Raw genomic sequence first — 17,827 nt, 5'->3', positions numbered from 1 at the left:
AAAAATGATTTGCATAATCTATTTTAAAAATAAATGTTAATACTGGAAACCTTCATGCAGGTCATGTAAAATCCAGTGTTTACTCTTAATATTACTTTGTTCACTCTTCAATAATTGAATAAAATCTTGTACACCTATCTCTTCATTTCCATTGGCATGAATTAAAACGATACTGCCGTCTTTTGCATGCTGTCCCTTCGCAAGCCACGCATCTGATCCTACTGGTATCAAACCAAAACTTAATACCTGTTCAATAATTTTATTACTCGAAACAAGACCTGGAAATCTAAAAAAGACGGACGGAACTATTCCTTTAGAAAGCATCAACTTCTCATTGGCTATAACTTCATAATTTACATCAGTGCCTGTGGCTAATAAAAAATTATGATTTAAAGGATCCTTATTCACTTTATGAGTATAAGTATGATTGATCCATGTTATCGTTAACAACCCTTTATTTTGTAAATTAATGAGCCATTGTAGGTCCGTTTCATGATTCAAAATCCATTTCCCCGAAAGAGAAATAGCAACTGGAAGCGAATTTTCAACACCTTTAAAAGCAACAAATAGAGTCTCAAAAACAATTTTATCCAATGGCTTATGCGATGGGCATAAATCAATAGTCAGATTAATGCCCCGCTCCTTTGGAAAGGGAAAATCAATTCCAGCATCTTGAAGCACCTGTTCATTACTTCGAACATGTTTAAAGCTCTTCATATACAAAGATGAATCAAAATATGGTACCTTCTCAATGGAAGTAACGGCTACAATTTTACAAGCATTACGATTCAACACGTATGTCTCCAATGTTATTGGATCTACTGACAACACGTAGTTCTGACCTTGGTCCTGAAAACTTCGAATACCAACATACTGCTTTCCTTTGTAAGAAACATTGGCAAAATTTACCTGATAGTCCACAATATGTTCAAAACGTTGTGCATAAATCACATCGGATGCAAGAATCACGAATAATATGACCAAATAGATGTGTCTAAATGAAAATCTTTGCCTTTTCTGTTTCATCGATAAGATATCAATAAGTCCAAAAAGTATAATCCTTGAGAAGCGTCATATTATATGGATGTATAATAGCATGATGAGCGGCTTGCTTTGCTATTTTACTTTCAACATAACTTATTGAAAGCGGTACAAACGCATTATTCCGAACATCTTCCTTAAATAGGGCTTCATACCAAACACAGGCTGCAATAAATCTACCATAATTTAAATTAAGATGATAGCCATCCCGTGTAAAATGGTCTCCGACATAAGTCGTTCTAGCATTTTGTATTGCAGTTCCACAAGGAATCAAAATTGAAAAATTCCCCCATTTATATACCTTTTCAGATGTCGATACAATAGCTTTATACATTTGCTCTTGATTGCGTTCATATAAACTAAATCCACTATGATCACTATCATGTTGATAAGCCCATGTTTGATGTAGAATATACTTAGTTTCCGGATACTTGACATGCTCCTTTACATAAGCATATAGCAAAGGTAAATCCTTTGCATAAGTGTCATATTTTCCCGATAGAGGGCTTGCCTGTTGAAAACTGATATAATCCCATGGTTCATCTAAAAGCGCAGCCGATATTTTCATATGCTCATGTACGCTCTTCGCTCCGGATTCATCTACTTTTCGATAGCTATAGGCACTACTATCTCCCAAAGCATTTTTAACATGTAGCTCCAAGGGTGCTCCTCCTATATATAAATTACCGATCACAATTTTTTTCCCCCGAGCATTTGCCAGTTCAAACAAATTGTTTTCAATAGCATCTTCAGAAAAGCTATTACCAATAGCCAGTATACGAATCACCCCATCATCTAATGTCCGGTCATCAGTTTGGGCCTTTAATTTTGATAGAAAAATAAAAGAAAAAAGAAAAAGAATATAAGTAATTCGAGTGCTAAACATATGAATGCATTTATACAGATAAGCTCTAAATTAAAAAATATCTTTCAATTTGAACAAAAAAAGCTTCTCAATAGAGAAGCTTTTTTTTATCCATATTATATCTTAAATTTTATCTTTAATGCGCAATACAGATAATGAACCAAGTAGCATAAAAACACCTGCTAATAATATTCCGTAAACAGAATTACTATCAAAGAATATCTTGATCATATAACCTCCAAAAAAACCACAGACAATCTGAGGAAATGTGATGAAGAAATTAAAAATCCCCATATAAACCCCCATTTTTTTTGCAGGCAAACTGTCGCTCAAAATAGCATATGGCATTGCTAATATACTTCCCCAAGCCAGTCCTACCCCAATCATAGGAATAATTAAGAGATTGGGATCTTTAATAATAAAAATCGACATCAATCCTAGACCTCCCATAGCAAGTGAAAAAGCATGTGTCTGCTTGCGCCCAAATTTAGTTGCTATCTTAGCTAAAAACAAAGCATAGATTGCCGAAACGGCATTATAAATACCAAAAAGCACTCCTACCCAATTGGCTGCATCCATGTAAAGCTTCGATTTATCCCCCCCCTTTAAATAAAAGATATGTTCTGCAATTGCGGGAGTAGTATACACCCACATCATAAAAAGTGCGAACCATGAAAAGAACTGTACGACACCCAATTGTTTCATCGTCTTTGGCATGGATCTAAAATCTGCAGCAATAGCAAATAAACCAGAACGATGCTCAACTTCAACTTCTTGAGATGCATCTTCAAAAGAAGCTAATTCCGTTGGATTATACTCCTTTGTCGATAAAACTGTCCATAAAATGGATAACAGCAATATACCTGCCCCACAATAAAAGGAATATATTACATTGAGAGGAATTATCCCTTCTGCAGCTGTTCCTTCCACTCCAAAATAATGAGTTAACACATACGGTAACCAAGATCCTATTACTGCCCCAAATCCGATAATAAAGGTTTGAACAGAAAATCCTAAACTCCGTTGTGAACTCGGTAAATTATCTGCAACCAACGCCCTAAATGGTTCCATCGTAACATTAATTGATGCATCCATAATGGTCAACATTCCCGCCCCCACTAATAAAGGAGGTAAAATAGCCGTAAACAATGCAGCATTAGGCATTAATATCAGTGCGATTGCAGTTAAAATAGCACCGATCAAAAAATAAGGTTTGCGACGTCCAATTTTATTCCATGTTCGATCACTATAATAGCCTATTATGGGCTGAACGATCATTCCGGTGATCGGAGCTGCCAACCAAAAAAGTGATAAATGCTCAACATCAGCTCCAAATGTCTGGAGAATGCGCGAGGCATTACCATTTTGAAGAGCAAACCCTGTTTGGATACCCAAAAAGCCTATGCTCATATTGATAATCTGAACAGTTGACAGTTTTGGTTTATGCAGTTTTGAAATCATAATTTTATTGCTTAGCGGGTTATGCACTTGGCTTAACAGAGATTTCCTCTCCGTTAAAAATAATATTAATTTCTTGATTAGACTTATTGATCAGTTCAAAATCATGCTGTTTTATTTTTACAAATAATTTCACTCCCCTAAACTGAACATGAAAAGCATAACTTTCCCAAGTTTTAGGAATGAAAGTTTGAAAAATCAATGTATTATTTTTCACCCGCATCCCTGCAAAACCTTCGACGATAGACATCCAGGTTCCGGCCATCGATGTGATGTGTAATCCATCTTCGGTGTCATTGTTATAATCATCCAGATCTAAACGGGCTGTTCTAAGGTAAAATTCATATGCCTTAGCCTCATTACCCAATTTTGAAGCTAAAATAGCGTGAACACAGGGTGACAGTGAACTTTCATGAACAGTTCGCGGTTCATAAAAATCATAGTTCTTTCTTATCGTATCTAAATCATATTGATCTTCAAAGAAATATAAGCCTTGAAGTACATCTGCTTGTTTTATAAAACATGATCTCAAAATACGGTCCCAGCTCCACTTTTGATTGATCGGCCGCTCTGTATCAGGCAAATCAGCAACTAAGACTTGCTCTTTATCTAAATAACCATCCTGTTGTAAAAATATCCCGCTTTCAGTATCGATCGGATAATATAAATGATCCATGATATGCTGCCATGCTACGGCTTCCTCTTGCTTAAAAGCAACTTTTTCAAATAAGACCTTTAGTTTGATATGATCACTATCTTTTAACGTTTGTATGGATTCCAGCGTATACTTTAAACACCAGCTAGCAATAGTATTGGTATACCAGTTATTATTGACATTGTTTTCATATTCATTAGGACCAGTAACTCCCAATATAACATATTTATCCTTCTCCGCACTCCAGTTGACACGTTGTGCCCAAAAACGACTGATAGCAATCAATACTTCAAGCCCATAATTTTCGACATATGACCAATCACCGGTATAGCGCTGATAATTATAGATGGCAAAAGCAATTGCGCCATTACGGTGGATCTCTTCAAAAGTAATCTCCCATTCGTTATGACACTCTTCTCCATTCATTGTAACCATAGGATATAAAGCCGCTCCCTTTGAAAAACCAAGTTTTGCGGCATTCTCAATCGCCTTATCCAGATGCTGATAGCGATACAGCAATAAATTGCGGGCAATAGCCGAGGGTTGCGTAGCAAGGTAAAAAGGAACACAATAAGCCTCTGTATCCCAATAGGTCACACCACCATACTTCTCTCCCGTAAATCCTTTTGGACCAATATTAAGTCTGGAATCTTCGCCAGTATAAGTTTGGTATAATTGGAATATATTAAAACGAATAGCTTGCTGTGCGGCAACATCTGCAGTGATCTGAATATCACTTTCATTCCAGAAATTTCCCCAGGCCAACGCCTGATTATGTTGTAATTCATCAAATGTTATGGCAGAAATTTTTTCGATATTTGCTTTTCCCGTCACAACTAATTCAGTTTCACTATAATTTTGAGAAGTAACCATTGAAACACGTTTTTCTACAGAGAATATATCACCTGGCTCTACAGAAATTGCTACACTTTCAGAAACATATGCACCTTCTTTTGAAGGTTTGGATTCTAGAGTTTTATTATTTAAAGTAAAGTTATTAAACAAATCAGCACGGACTATGAAATCTGTTTTCTTCGTTTTCATCGTCACATTTAACTGTGAATCTGATGTACCACTTGAAATAAAATTCCAAAAATGTTCATCATAGTTACTGTCTCTATTCACGACATCTCCTTCCAAATAAGACTCCACCTGTAAAGAAGCTTTTTGATTCAGAACTTGGATAGTATATTTTAAAGATGCTGTTTCAGACTGAAAAAGATGAAATATCCGCGTGCTCTTTACACGAATCTCCATACCATTTTGAAGTCTAGCGTCAAAAGATCGAATTAATAATCCATGCTTCATATCCAGTTTTCGTTGAAAACTATGTACATCACATTTTGCGAGATCCAAAACCTCACCATTCACTTCGATATGAAGACCAATCCAATTGATAGCGTTAATAACCTTCGCAAAATATTCAGGATAACCATTTTTCCACCAACCAACGCGGGTTTTATCAGGATAATAAACTCCAGCCAAATATGATCCTGATAATGATTTACCGCTATAGTCTTCTTCAAAATTTGCTCTTTGTCCCATTCTTCCATTTCCAATAGAAAATATACTTTCTGAGATTTCATTATATGCGGGCTGAAACCCTTCTTCTATGATATTCCACTCATCGTGGACGATGTAATTTTTCATTGCAAAATCAACTAATTAATTTAAAACTTCTTCCAAACTGCTGATTGACAAATCGGTTCCATTCAAGTTTGAACCGATACCAATCACACTCATTCCTGCAGCCCTTGCAGCATCTACCCCGGCCTGCGCATCTTCAAACACCAGACATACTTCTGGAAGTAACTTAAGATCACGGGCAGCTTTTAAAAAAACCTCTGGATTAGGTTTAGAAAGACTCACACTATTACCATCAACAAGGACATCAAAAAAAGAAATCATACCCGTTTTCTCGAGGATAAGCGGTGCATTTTTACTCGCAGACCCTAATGCAACCTGATATCCATTTTTCTTTAACCAATGCAACAGTTCAAGAGATCCAGGTAGAATTTCATCTGCTTTCATTTGCTCAACTAAATCTAAATACCAGCGATTTTTCCGTTCTGCCATTTCTATTTTTTCACTTTCAGAAGCATCAACTCCAGCCCAGTTTAAAATTTTCTCTAGTGAAGCAATTCTACTTACACCTTTTAATTGTTCATTTTCAATCTCTGTAAAATCAAATCCCAATTCCTGAGCAAGTCTTTTCCAAGCTTGAAAATGAAATACAGCAGTATCCACCAAAACACCGTCGAGATCAAAAATTACTCCCTTAATTTCCTTCAAAAGGTCCAATGCACTTTTCATTTTTTATTTTTTTAATTCAAACACCACTGTTTGATGAGGTTTTAATGTAATTTCCAATGGTATTTCTTGATCGATATCTGTTAAAATATTTTTCATTCGCGTTGCTTCTTTCATACTCTCCCTAAATCGAGCTAAGGGTAATTTAACCGCCTTGTCATTACAGTTCATAAAAACAGATACTACTTGGTTTTCGTGAGATCTGAAATATGCATACACATTATGTTCCGGTACATAATGCTGTGTTGCTCCATATTGTAGCACCGTATTATTCTTACGATAATTCGCTAACTTTTTAATATGATCGAACAGTTCATTTTCTGCATCAGATCGGCCTGAAGCATTAAATTTATTAACAGTATCACCCGCAAATCCACCTTTAAAATCTTCACGTAGTAAGCCATCAGGTCTATTAAAATTCTTCATCAATACCTCTGCACCATAATACATCTGTGGTATACCACGAGATGTCAGCAACCAAGAGAATGCCGCTTTATATTTTTCTATGTCCTCTCCAACCACAGAGAAAAAACGGTCCTTGTCATGATTATCTAAAAATATTACATTCGCTAATGGATTAGGATATTGATAATCCGATCCTAAAGTTGCATACAATCTATTTGCACCATCCTTTTCATTATTCAATGCATCTGCGATAGCATAATTTAATTGAAAATCAGTGACACCATCAAGCTTCGTATCGATCGACTGGCCAACACGTTTTCCTCCTAAGAAATAAGCTTGATTCGGTACAGACTGTACCCATGTTTCACCAAAGAATGAAAACTGAGGATATTCTTTTTGAATTGCCGCTGTCCATTTAGCCATAAAATCCAAATCGTTGTATGGATAGGTATCTATACGAAAACCATCAATACCTGCATACTCAATCCACCAAATATGACTCTGTAGAATATACTTCTGAACATATTCATTTTCTTGATTCATGTCGGGCATCGTCTCTACAAACCATCCTTTTTCCATTCGCTCGCGATCTGCAACGGAAGCATAAGGATCGAAAATAGTCTGATCTTTATAAGTAGTTTGTGTAAAACTTGGCCATTCATGCAACCAGTCTTTAAAAGGCTTGTCAATTACGGTCCAATGATACAGTCCTACGTGATTCGGAACGACATCATGTACCAATTTCATATTTCGTTTGTGTAGTTCCTCCCCAAGTTTACGGTAGGTTTCATTGGTTCCCAATCGTGGATCAATATGATAGTTTTCTGTATTTGCATAACCATGATAGGAAGCCTGGGGCATATCATTGGTCAGTACTGGTGTTAACCACACAGAAGTAACTCCTAGATCAGCTAGATAATCTAGATGTTGAATAACACCATCTATATCACCACCATGACGAGCATACATGGAATCACGGTTTACCTGAATCTCCCGTAAACCTTTTATTTGATCATTCTTTGTGTTTCCATTGGCAAAGCGATCTGGCATGATTAAGTAGATCAAATCGTCGGAATGGACACCCTGAGCTTTCACAGAAGATGTTTCTCTATTTTTTAATTCATATTTATAGCTTCCTACTAGCTTATTATTTTCATGAAATTCAATTGGATAAAAGCCAGCAGTTGCGTCGGAGTCAACCGATAGATCTAGAAATAAATAATCGGAATTTTCAACCGGATTAGTTTTGACTAAGGTTAAGCCTTGCTTCTTGATTTTAACCGTACTCTTTCCAATGCCTTTTCCATAAATAATCAACTGCAAATCAGAAGATTTCATACCAACCCACCAATGCAAAGGTTCGACTCTTTGTATAGAAAATTTACCTTGAGAGAAGGCATAAGAAAGCTGAAGTAGCATAAAAACACCACTTAACAATAAACGTATCATCGTTCAAAAAAAGTTTGAAGAAATAGGGAGCCTCATGCTCCCTATTAAATTAGTTTTTAGAAATTTTTGCAGAATAACCTGAAGCTGTTCGTGACAGTTCAATATCGTATTTACCAGCAGTAGCAATTGCTATATTGGCACCATCTTGTTGTAGAGCGGATAAGTCGCCTCCGATATTCACAGCCCAATCATCGTCCATTCGGAATTTTAATTCACCCGCAACCAGGTTTACTGTTACTTTCCAGGTATATACTCCCTTGCTACCTACAAAAGTTAAATCTGTATCACTATCCCAACCTTTAGGAGTTGCACTACCGATAACGCCCCAGGTTGATTTTGACACTTCATAGGTTTTAGCTTCAGCATCCATCCGAATTCTATAAAAATCATTCGAAGAAACAGTAATATTTCCAGCATCACCGCTTTGTAATAATGTTCCGTCTGTTGCTCCTTTACCAAAAGCATCTGTCCAGTCAACATTAGTCGGTAAAAATTTAAATCCAGAACCATCTACGGTAACGTACTCATAAATCTCAAACTTAGTTTTACTTTCTTTATCGTACAAACTCATCGGAAGCGCTAAAGTTGGTTCCCAACCAGCGGCAACTGAGCCTCCAACAAGAAACATTTGTGGATTACTCTCTGTGAAAGTAATTGGTCTTGTTTTTTCAATAATCTGTCCTGAAGAATTATAACTGATTTTGAGTAAAGCCTCTCCTATCCATGATGCTTGATTAGGAATATCAAATTCTTTTGATAAAATAAATGTATTGGGATCAACAGTAATATTTTCTGTGATCAAAGCTTCGCCTGCACTTACGGGTACAATAGAGAATGTAAAATCCGTAACCTGATTAGCAATAAAACTAACTTTTAATTTTTTCCCGACTTGAATGGTCGAAACTGTACTTTCGTTAATCGACAATATTGGAACGTCCGTACCGTGCTCCACTTTCTTACAAGAGAACAAAAGGGAAGTAATACCAACAAATAAAACTAATAGTAATCGAAATATATTAGACATTTTCATAATTTCTATTCATTTAAAGATTAATAACCAGGATTTTGATCCAATTTATTATTATTAGCTCTTGCTCTTGCGGGAATAGGAAATAGACGTTTGTAAGTTTCTCCAGCATTTGCTGGTTTAAATAACTGAGCATCTTCCCATCTACCAAAACGAATCATATCTGTTCTTCTGGTCAATTCAAACGTAAATTCTAAGGCACGTTCTTTATAAATAGCGTCCAAAGTTAATGTGCTAGCCGTAAAATGTTTCTCCGGATTAACTGGGAATGCACGTTTACGGACCTGATTAGCTGCATCAACAGCTTGGGAAACACTTGCTGCTGTAGCTCCTCTTAAAACAGCTTCGGCTTTCATCAGCAACACGTCTGCTAGGCGGAATACAACCACATCATTGCCGGCATTATTACTAATCTGGTTCTTATCCGGATAGTATTTAATACAACGTGCACCTGCTAAACGTCCTCCATCATCCGCTCCTCCAATGTCAAAATCAGATCCAGGTATTAATTTATAATTATATGGATCTAACACGACATTAAGTCCGTTATAATTCAGAGGTTGACCCGTAGAATTATACTGTTGACCATATAACCATTGTTTTTTACGATTATCCGCATTTTCAAACAAGTCAAAATAGGCCGGTTGTGCACTCCATCCATTCCACGGATTAATGCTCAATTCAAAGGTTTGACGATGTGCATAATGTAGTACACGGTTGAATAAAGTATTCCCTGTAGCACGGGAAGCATCATAAGGAATTGAAAATATTGGTTCAGGATTTGAAGCGCCATTATCAGGTTTAAATTGCGTCAAAAAATCATTTTCTAGCGCATATTTCCCCGAATTAATTACAGCATTGCTATGTTCAACCACCTTATTCCAATTTGCAGTGCCACTATAAACCTGTGCATTTAAGTACAGTTTTGCTAATAAGGTATGTGCAAACCATTTTGTTGGTCGACCATAAGTAGCTTCTGTTTTTTCTTCACTTAAATTTGCTAGATTATCTTCTAAATCTTTTACAATGAATTTATAGACTTCTGCCCGAGCTGTAGTTGCCGGTAACTCTGTTCCTGTATCAAAGCTGGTAACTAGCGGAATGTTTCCGTAAGCATCCATCATCATAAAATAATACCAAGCGCGCATGGCTTTTATTTCAGAAATTGTCTGTGCTTTTGTAGTTGATTCTGGAGCTTGTTCTAAAATACTAAGCACACGGTTACAAGTACCTATTGCATTGAAACCCCAATCCCAATTATTTTGAACAACTTCATGTGACGCTGACCAAGTATGGTAATGCATGTCCCGCCATTTTCCACCATCAAACCAATCTCCTCCTCTTGTTGGGATAATAACTTCATCAGATCCCGCTGTTTGCAGACTAAAATAATTATCAAAATAACCTCTTGCACTGGTATATACAGGCCCTGTTAAGGCGATAAATTGTTCTGGAGTCTTGGGAAATGTATCTTCTGTATATGCTGAATACATCTTATCGTCAAATTTGGTACAAGACTGTCCTGCAACCAGTAACCCGGCAAATAAGAATAAATGAATTTTACTGAATCTCTTTTTCATAACTAATTGTGAATAAGGGTTAAAAAGTTAATTTCACACCTAACAAGAAAGATCTTGTTTTCGGATAATAATTTCTATTATCAACACCAGGTGCTAAACCACCTAAACTTACCTCTGGGTCTACACCCGAATATTTGGTTATCGTAAATAAATTTTGTCCAGATACATATAACCGAGCATTTTTTAAATATTTAGATTCTTTGGTACTAAATGTATAACCCAATGTTGCATTATCTAGTCTTAAAAATGAACCATCTTCAATAAATCTGCTAGAAGCAATTAGTGGCGTTTCAAAGATGCCTTCTTCAACTGCATCTTTAGAAATATTCGTCACATTTGCTTGTTGAAGACGGCTTAAATCGGCACGGGTAGCATTAAAAATTTGATTGCCATACATACCACGTAAGAAGAAGTTTAAGTCCCAGTTTTTATATTGAAAACTATTATTCCATCCATAAGTAAATTTAGGAAGCGCCTGCCCCATGACCATATAATCATCTGGTGCCGAAATCTGATCCTGTGTGACAAGTTCACCTGTTGGTTTTTGATAAATCGTTTTCTTCGCAACTTCATCGTAGCCCATATAATTAGCAACATAGAATGTTCCTAATGCATGACCTGGTAAAACAATTGCTGCCGTTTGACCGGTCCAGCCATCAAGACCAATACTTCCTTCATAACGCTGCGATACGCCAATATTTTCGATATTAGAAGCTAATGAACCAACCTTATTGATATTACGGGCGAAGTTGACAGTTGTATTATATGAAAAATCACTATTGCGATAAACGACGGCATTTAAAGTGATCTCAACACCTTTATTACTCATGCTTGCTCCATTAGCTAATAAACGATTGAACTGATAAGGTGGCGAAGGAACGTCGTACTCATACAATAAATCCTTAGTTTCTTTATTATAATATTCAATGGTACCTCCAAAACGCCCTCTCCATAATTCAAAATCCAATCCAGCATTAAACATTGATGTACTTTCCCATTTTAAATCAGGGTTTTCATTTTGGTTAACGCCATAGGCATTCATCCAATTACCATTATATAGAAATTGACCATTTTGAGGACCGAAAATAATGATCTGTCGATATGGATCTATATTTTGATTTCCTGAAACACCATACCCCATACGTAACTTTAATTCACTAAATATATCTTGGTCTTGCATGAAACTTTCCCTACTTATTCTCCAAGCTCCGGAAATTGAAGGAAATGTTGCCCATCTATTATTTTTTCCAAATTTTGATGAACCGTCACGACGTACAGATGCACTTAACAAATATTTTTCATCATAATTATATCCCACACGACCATAAACCGAAATCAATAAAGATTCTAAAATATAAGGATATGTACTATAAGGATTATAACCATCTGGCAAGGTCCCTAAATTAAGGTTATTGCCTCCTAGATCGTCAGACATAAAACCGACAGAAGAAGCAACAACGCCATCATTATTTTTAGTTTTCTGATACGAATAACCAGCCATTGCATCAAAAGAATGAAGATTCTTAGTGACATTATAATTAACATAAGACTCAAAAATCTTATCTATATTTTTCAAGTTTGAACGTTCAGCAAATCCTCTTCCCAATGCTTTCGAATCAAAGTCTGTACGATGCATATAGTATTTCTTATCAAATTGATTTTGCTGATACGATATCACGTTAGTCCAGGTCAATCCCTTGAAGATCGTCAGATCCGCTTTTAAACTAGCTAGCAAAGTATTGTTATTTCGCTCTTCATCGCGTTGATTTAACATGGCTACAGGATTGAAATAGTTTGTTCTTCCAGGTACTTGGAAATAACCATTATATGGTGCATAAGCAACATCATCAGAACGAACCGGTGAAGTAGGCAGATAACGAGCTGCCCCATTAAAAATCCCGTAGTCTACATGATTGGATTTGTTCATACTATTCGCAACATTAAGCGCTAATTTCAAGCGATCATCAAAAGCATTTTGATCAATTCCAACCCGCGCTACGACCCTTTCTAAATCACTTCTTTTCACAATACCTTGGTTATTAAAGTAATTTACAGAAGCATTATAGCGAGTTCCTTCAGAACCACCTGTTAGCGAGAGATTGTGATTATGAGAAACCCCAGTCCGAGTTATTTCATCTTGCCAATCAGTATCAAAACCAGTCTCAGAGGCAGCTACAGTCAAACCATTGTCTGCAACAAATTGCTTGTGCTCAGCTGCACTTAACACATTGACACGATTAGCAACTCTTTCAATAGCAGCATAACCACTATAAGATAATACAGGCTTACCTGCTTTACCGCGTTTTGTCGTCACGAAAATAACTCCATTTGCAGCACGTGACCCATAAATTGCAGTGGACGAAGCATCTTTCATCACATCCATCGATACGATATCATCTGGTGCTACCAATTCAATGTTTGCACCGACTACCCCATCAATCACATACAATGGTGAAGAACTAGCAGTCAATGACGATGGTCCGCGCAATTGGATAGTGGAACCTGCAGTAGGGTCACCACCTGATCTATTCACCGTCAAACCTGCAACTTTACCTGCCAATAACTGGTCAGGCGAACTCACTACCCCAGTATTAAATTCCTTTGGACCGACACTTGATATAGAACCTGTAATTTGCTTTTTCTTGGCCACACCGTAACCGATCACAACTACTTCTTCTAAATCGTTGGTACTTGAATTCAAGTTGAAATTCAACACATTTGCACCGGAGACAATTTGGATCGGTAAATCCATAGAACTGTAACCGATCATATTGACCGTAACAGTCGTCTTTCCTAGTGGCACTTGATTAATTGTGTACTCCCCGTTTTGATTTGTTGCTGTTGAAATTGGACTTCCTTTGATTACAATAGTAGCTCCGATCACAATTTCTCCCTTATCATCCACCACTTTACCAGAAAGTGAAGAATTTTGTGAAAAAGCATTCATCCAAAGCATCATCAAAAGACCAAAGGTCATTACAGCACGTAATGTAAATTTGCTCATAATGTAATTGATTTTATATGTTTAGTTTATTAATTTAGTTTTACTTAAAAGGTAATATCCACCAGGCTTAATTGTAATCTGACTATTTTGATCCCAATTTAGATTCGATCGAGTCATATTATCATACCAGCTCCCCGCTAAATCTGATGTAATGTGAAACGCTCTCGTTACAGTGTCAAAATTTCCGATAACAAATACAGTTTGATTTCCATCAGATATGGTATAGTATTTCAATCCATCCTGCAGTGAGGACGATAATAAAGTTGCTTTTCTAAAAATTGAATTTAATTTTTTCAACCTGATCAATTTTGCGTAGTGCTCAAATAAACGCTTACGAGAAATGTTGGACAAATAATCCCATTTCAATGGTTTTTCCCCTGTTCGACCATTTTCATCTATCGAGATATCGTAACCGAATTCACCAAATTGCCAGATCATTTTTGGACCAGGACTAGTTAACAAAAACGTTGCTGCTGCTTGAATCCTATCTAAAGCAGTAGCAAGATTCTTAACAGAATAAGAACCGTCAGTATAACCATATTGAGCATTCTTAAATTGGATTCTTTCTTCATCATGAGACTCCATGTAGCTCACCATATTAGCTGTCTTAAAACCATGTGATTCCGCAAATAATCTACTCAAATCCGATTTAGATCCGCTATTATAGCCCATAGTCGCTTCATTAAAATTCCCATTTAAATTATTCCAAAGTAACATTCCTTCAGCAGCTAATTCTTGTTCCTCTTGATCAGAACCGAAATGTTCTAAAATGATATAGCAACTTGGATCAAGAATTTTAAGATAATCATGATAATTTTTCCAGATCGCAACCCGGCTAGCATCATAAGCAGACCAAGACCCAACGTTAGTTTCTGCAGTACCCGTATTTTTCTGTGTAAATCCTTTTGATAAATCGAAACGGAAGCCGTCTATCTTAAATTCTGTAATCCAATACTTCAGAACATCCTTCACAAAAGTTTGTGTATAAGGGCTTTCATGATTAAAGTCATATCCGACATTAAAAGGATGTCTTGGCATCATATTAAACCAAACATTGTTAGAGCTCGTGGTTTGTCCTTCAAAATACAGTTGAGCGAGAGGTGATTGTCCGAATGCATGATTAAGTACCACATCTAAGATCACCGCAATTCCTGACTGGTGAAGATTATCGATGAGACTTTTTAAATCATTTGCACGACCATAATATTTATCCACGGCTAAATGATAAGAAGGATTGTAACCCCAAGTAGAATTGGCTTCACTTTCCTGAACAGGCATCAGTTCGACGGCATTAATACCTAGACGCTTTAAATATGGAATGGAATCGCGTATCGCATTAAAATTATGCTGTTTTGAAAAATCACGTGTAAGCAATTCATAAATCACTAAATCATAAGCATTTGGTCTGTTAAAGTTTTGAACTTTCCAAGGATAGTCCGTACCATTCAATTCCAATACACTCACCTGACCTGTAGTCTGCTGTATCGGATATGCTGGCAACTCAGCGACCGAACTTCCTAAATTGCTATCATAGATTGGGTCCAATACTAACTTGCTGTAAGGATCCCCTATTCTTAACTGACCATCAATTAGAAATTGATAGGTATACTTTTTTGAAAAATCCAAATCTGATACTGTTAACCACCATGTACTTCCATCAGGCGTCTGTTTCAAGACATACTTTGATTCTGCCTGAAAATTATTAAAACTACCTAATAGAAAAATAGTTGATTTTCCAGGAGCAGTTAACGCGAAACTCACTGTTTTCTTTTCCTTGTCGATCGTTACACCGTTCTTATTGACGCCGATAGGAAGTGCTGCAATTTCAGGCTTATCATTAACGAATATCCGTAACTTCTTCTCGTAGCTATTTCCATTAACTTCTATGCGAGCAGTAATAAGATGTACACCTAAAGTTCCAAACTTACATTTAAATGTGTGCTGCGATGAATTGCTTACAGTTTCCTGTTCAACTTCATCAATACGTAGTGAAAGTTTGCCCGCTACCGTAGAAAAAACTTCGATAGCGAGCTCTTCATTCAATAAATAAGCTTCTTTTTCCGATGTTAAAATATAAGTAGGCTGTGTGCTAGGTTTTAAAAATGAAAGATGAACTTCCCCTTTTGTAGTAACATCTACATAAATATCAGACCCATCTCTATTCCTCTGAATTTTTGTTCCTGAACCATTGCGTACTACTAATGCAATTTTAATCACGTCAGTTCCAGCAATTCCTTTAAAAACTTCACTCGGTTTTAACGTGATGCTATACCGTCCATCAGATTGACGGCTTAGCTTAAATGCATCATCATTTTTTGTCCAATCCGTAGCAACCTCTTTCCAATCATTTTCATCTTTACTTATAGCAGTAATTAGCCCAATATGTAAAAACAATGGTCCATCTGCCGATACCAGTGCCCGATTCCCCTTATTTACATCAAACATAAATGTAATGGACTCATCCCAGTAATTAAACAGCTTATTCGTTGTGACTAAACCAATATCACTAGGAGACACTTCACTTTCTATCGCTATAGTGGCAGGATTACTTTTTTTACAACTAAAAAAAATAACCGATATACTAAAAAATATACAGATAAAATAATGTCTCATAACTCCTTACAATTGGCAATATAATTTATGGGAACGTTCCCATAGTGATGCATTAAAGCATCTTGTACGCTAAAAATATACTATGAATTCAAAGCTAAAATCCCTTTACAATTGGTAATCCTATACTGGGAACGTTCCCAATATTTATCTAAGATAAAAAGCTAAAGGCTTAAATCCAAACTTTTTAATGATTTTTTTTACTAGATTTCTGAAAAATTAGAGAAGATTCCAGATAAGTTACTTCTTGATTAGAGAAGCTAATCGGTTTAGCAATCAGTTGACACAGATATTCTGTAGCAGTTTTTCCCATTTCATAAGCGGGTTGTTTAACAACACTTAATCCAGGTTCTAGAAGATCTGCAATATCTAAACATGAAAAGCAGATCAACTTTAATTCAGAAGGAATATTAATTCCTTGATCTTTGGCAACACGCATTGCCGAAATAGCCAAACGTTCAACGGAAGCAAATAAACCATCAGGTTTCTGTATTTTAAACAAATTCTTAATGTCTTCCATATTACCTTCTGATTCATTCACGGTATCAAGCACCAAATTAGCATCAAAAGGAATTTTATATTTTTCCAAAGCAGCCTGATAACCCGCCATACGTACCTTACCAATAGAGACATTTTGATTAATTACTAAATAAGCAATTCGTCTACAGTCGTTCTCTATTAAATGCTCTGTAGCAGCAAAACTTGCTTCAAAATCGTTTCCAGTTACATAGCTGGTATTCACATCATCATAAGTTCTATCAAAGAAAACAACCGGTATATTATTATCTTTTAGTACCTGAAGATGGCTATGATCATGGCCTTCACCAGAAGCAGACATAATAACCCCATCTACTCGTCCGTTGATCAACGATCGTATAATAGAAGCTTCTTTATCCACGCGGTGGTCTGTTACATAAATTAAAGTATGGTAATTTTTTGAACGGGCAACCAATTCAATTCCTTTAATCGCCTGACTAAAAAATTTATTTCCAAATTCAGGTATTATAATAGCGATGGTACTGCTTTTATTAGCTCTTAAATTGCTCGCATACATATTAGGTGAAAAGCCTAATTCATCAGCCATTTTTAAAATACGTGCTTTTGTATTTGGATTGATATCATTACCATCGCGGAAAGCCCGTGATACTGTAGACTTGGATAGACCTAAACGTTCCGCTAATTCTATAATTGTTATATGTGACATTGTTGCTGAAATAAAAGCATCTCAAATATAGAACAAATTTAGGATTTAAATGAAGCTTAAAGTAAGAATAGCTAAGGTATAAAAAGGTATAAACACAAAAAGCCTCTGCTGTATAGCAAAGGCTTCTGTATAAAAAAAGGCACCGACCTACTCTCCCACCTGTTACGGCAATACCATCGGCTCTGGCGGGCTTGACTTCTCTGTTCGGAATGGGAAGAG

The 17,827-nt window shown here is 36.3% G+C and carries 11 protein-coding genes; all 11 read right to left on the bottom strand.

What is annotated here, in order from left to right; all coding sequences use genetic code 11:
- Positions 1–36: 36 nt before the first annotated feature.
- Positions 37–1,026 (bottom strand): polysaccharide deacetylase, encoded by a 990-nt coding sequence (locus JAZ75_RS13825; protein ID WP_208696144.1) that lies wholly within the window; start codon positions 1,024–1,026, stop codon positions 37–39.
- Between the two features lie 10 nt (positions 1,027–1,036).
- Positions 1,037–1,927, bottom strand: coding sequence for a DUF4886 domain-containing protein (locus JAZ75_RS13820; RefSeq protein WP_208696142.1), 891 nt, complete (start codon positions 1,925–1,927; stop codon positions 1,037–1,039).
- Between the two features lie 102 nt (positions 1,928–2,029).
- Positions 2,030–3,367, bottom strand: coding sequence for an MFS transporter (locus JAZ75_RS13815; RefSeq protein ID WP_208696141.1), 1,338 nt, complete (start codon positions 3,365–3,367; stop codon positions 2,030–2,032).
- Positions 3,368–3,386: 19 nt separating this feature from the next.
- Positions 3,387–5,669, bottom strand: a complete 2,283-nt coding sequence (locus JAZ75_RS13810; RefSeq protein ID WP_208696139.1) for a family 65 glycosyl hydrolase domain-containing protein — start codon at positions 5,667–5,669, stop codon at positions 3,387–3,389.
- 15 nt (positions 5,670–5,684) lie between these two features.
- A complete protein-coding gene (gene pgmB / locus JAZ75_RS13805; protein ID WP_021187800.1) occupies positions 5,685–6,332 on the bottom strand; it encodes a beta-phosphoglucomutase in 648 nt (215 codons plus the stop codon).
- Positions 6,333–6,335: 3 nt separating this feature from the next.
- Positions 6,336–8,183 (bottom strand): glycoside hydrolase family 13 protein, encoded by a 1,848-nt coding sequence (locus tag JAZ75_RS13800; protein ID WP_208696137.1) that lies wholly within the window; start codon positions 8,181–8,183, stop codon positions 6,336–6,338.
- Between the two features lie 49 nt (positions 8,184–8,232).
- Positions 8,233–9,207, bottom strand: a complete 975-nt coding sequence (locus JAZ75_RS13795) for a SusF/SusE family outer membrane protein (RefSeq protein WP_183915887.1) — start codon at positions 9,205–9,207, stop codon at positions 8,233–8,235.
- Positions 9,208–9,233: 26 nt separating this feature from the next.
- Positions 9,234–10,790, bottom strand: coding sequence for a RagB/SusD family nutrient uptake outer membrane protein (locus tag JAZ75_RS13790; RefSeq protein ID WP_132844687.1), 1,557 nt, complete (start codon positions 10,788–10,790; stop codon positions 9,234–9,236).
- Between the two features lie 19 nt (positions 10,791–10,809).
- Positions 10,810–13,794, bottom strand: a complete 2,985-nt coding sequence (locus tag JAZ75_RS13785) for a SusC/RagA family TonB-linked outer membrane protein (protein ID WP_208696135.1) — start codon at positions 13,792–13,794, stop codon at positions 10,810–10,812.
- A gap of 21 nt (positions 13,795–13,815) precedes the next feature.
- Complete coding sequence (locus JAZ75_RS13780; RefSeq protein WP_208696133.1) at positions 13,816–16,407, bottom strand: alpha-amylase family glycosyl hydrolase; 2,592 nt, start codon at positions 16,405–16,407, stop codon at positions 13,816–13,818.
- A gap of 184 nt (positions 16,408–16,591) precedes the next feature.
- A complete protein-coding gene (locus JAZ75_RS13775; protein ID WP_208696131.1) occupies positions 16,592–17,608 on the bottom strand; it encodes a LacI family DNA-binding transcriptional regulator in 1,017 nt (338 codons plus the stop codon).
- Positions 17,609–17,827: the final 219 nt, after the last annotated feature.

It is taken from the genome of Sphingobacterium sp. UDSM-2020 (assembly GCF_016132525.1).
Lineage (GTDB): Bacteria > Bacteroidota > Bacteroidia > Sphingobacteriales > Sphingobacteriaceae > Sphingobacterium > Sphingobacterium anhuiense.
The sequence above is the reverse complement of the archived record's forward strand: the minus strand, read 5'-3'. Positions and strand labels throughout refer to the sequence as shown.

Coding starts and splice junctions, on each gene's coding strand:
- JAZ75_RS13825 (WP_208696144.1), bottom strand. CDS start 1,026: ATGAAACAGAAAAGGCAAAGATTTTCATTTAGACACATCTATTTGGTC.
- JAZ75_RS13820 (WP_208696142.1), bottom strand. CDS start 1,927: ATGTTTAGCACTCGAATTACTTATATTCTTTTTCTTTTTTCTTTTATT.
- JAZ75_RS13815 (WP_208696141.1), bottom strand. CDS start 3,367: ATGATTTCAAAACTGCATAAACCAAAACTGTCAACTGTTCAGATTATC.
- JAZ75_RS13810 (WP_208696139.1), bottom strand. CDS start 5,669: ATGAAAAATTACATCGTCCACGATGAGTGGAATATCATAGAAGAAGGG.
- pgmB (WP_021187800.1), bottom strand. CDS start 6,332: ATGAAAAGTGCATTGGACCTTTTGAAGGAAATTAAGGGAGTAATTTTT.
- JAZ75_RS13800 (WP_208696137.1), bottom strand. CDS start 8,183: ATGATACGTTTATTGTTAAGTGGTGTTTTTATGCTACTTCAGCTTTCT.
- JAZ75_RS13795 (WP_183915887.1), bottom strand. CDS start 9,207: ATGTCTAATATATTTCGATTACTATTAGTTTTATTTGTTGGTATTACT.
- JAZ75_RS13790 (WP_132844687.1), bottom strand. CDS start 10,790: ATGAAAAAGAGATTCAGTAAAATTCATTTATTCTTATTTGCCGGGTTA.
- JAZ75_RS13785 (WP_208696135.1), bottom strand. CDS start 13,794: ATGAGCAAATTTACATTACGTGCTGTAATGACCTTTGGTCTTTTGATG.
- JAZ75_RS13780 (WP_208696133.1), bottom strand. CDS start 16,407: ATGAGACATTATTTTATCTGTATATTTTTTAGTATATCGGTTATTTTT.
- JAZ75_RS13775 (WP_208696131.1), bottom strand. CDS start 17,608: ATGTCACATATAACAATTATAGAATTAGCGGAACGTTTAGGTCTATCC.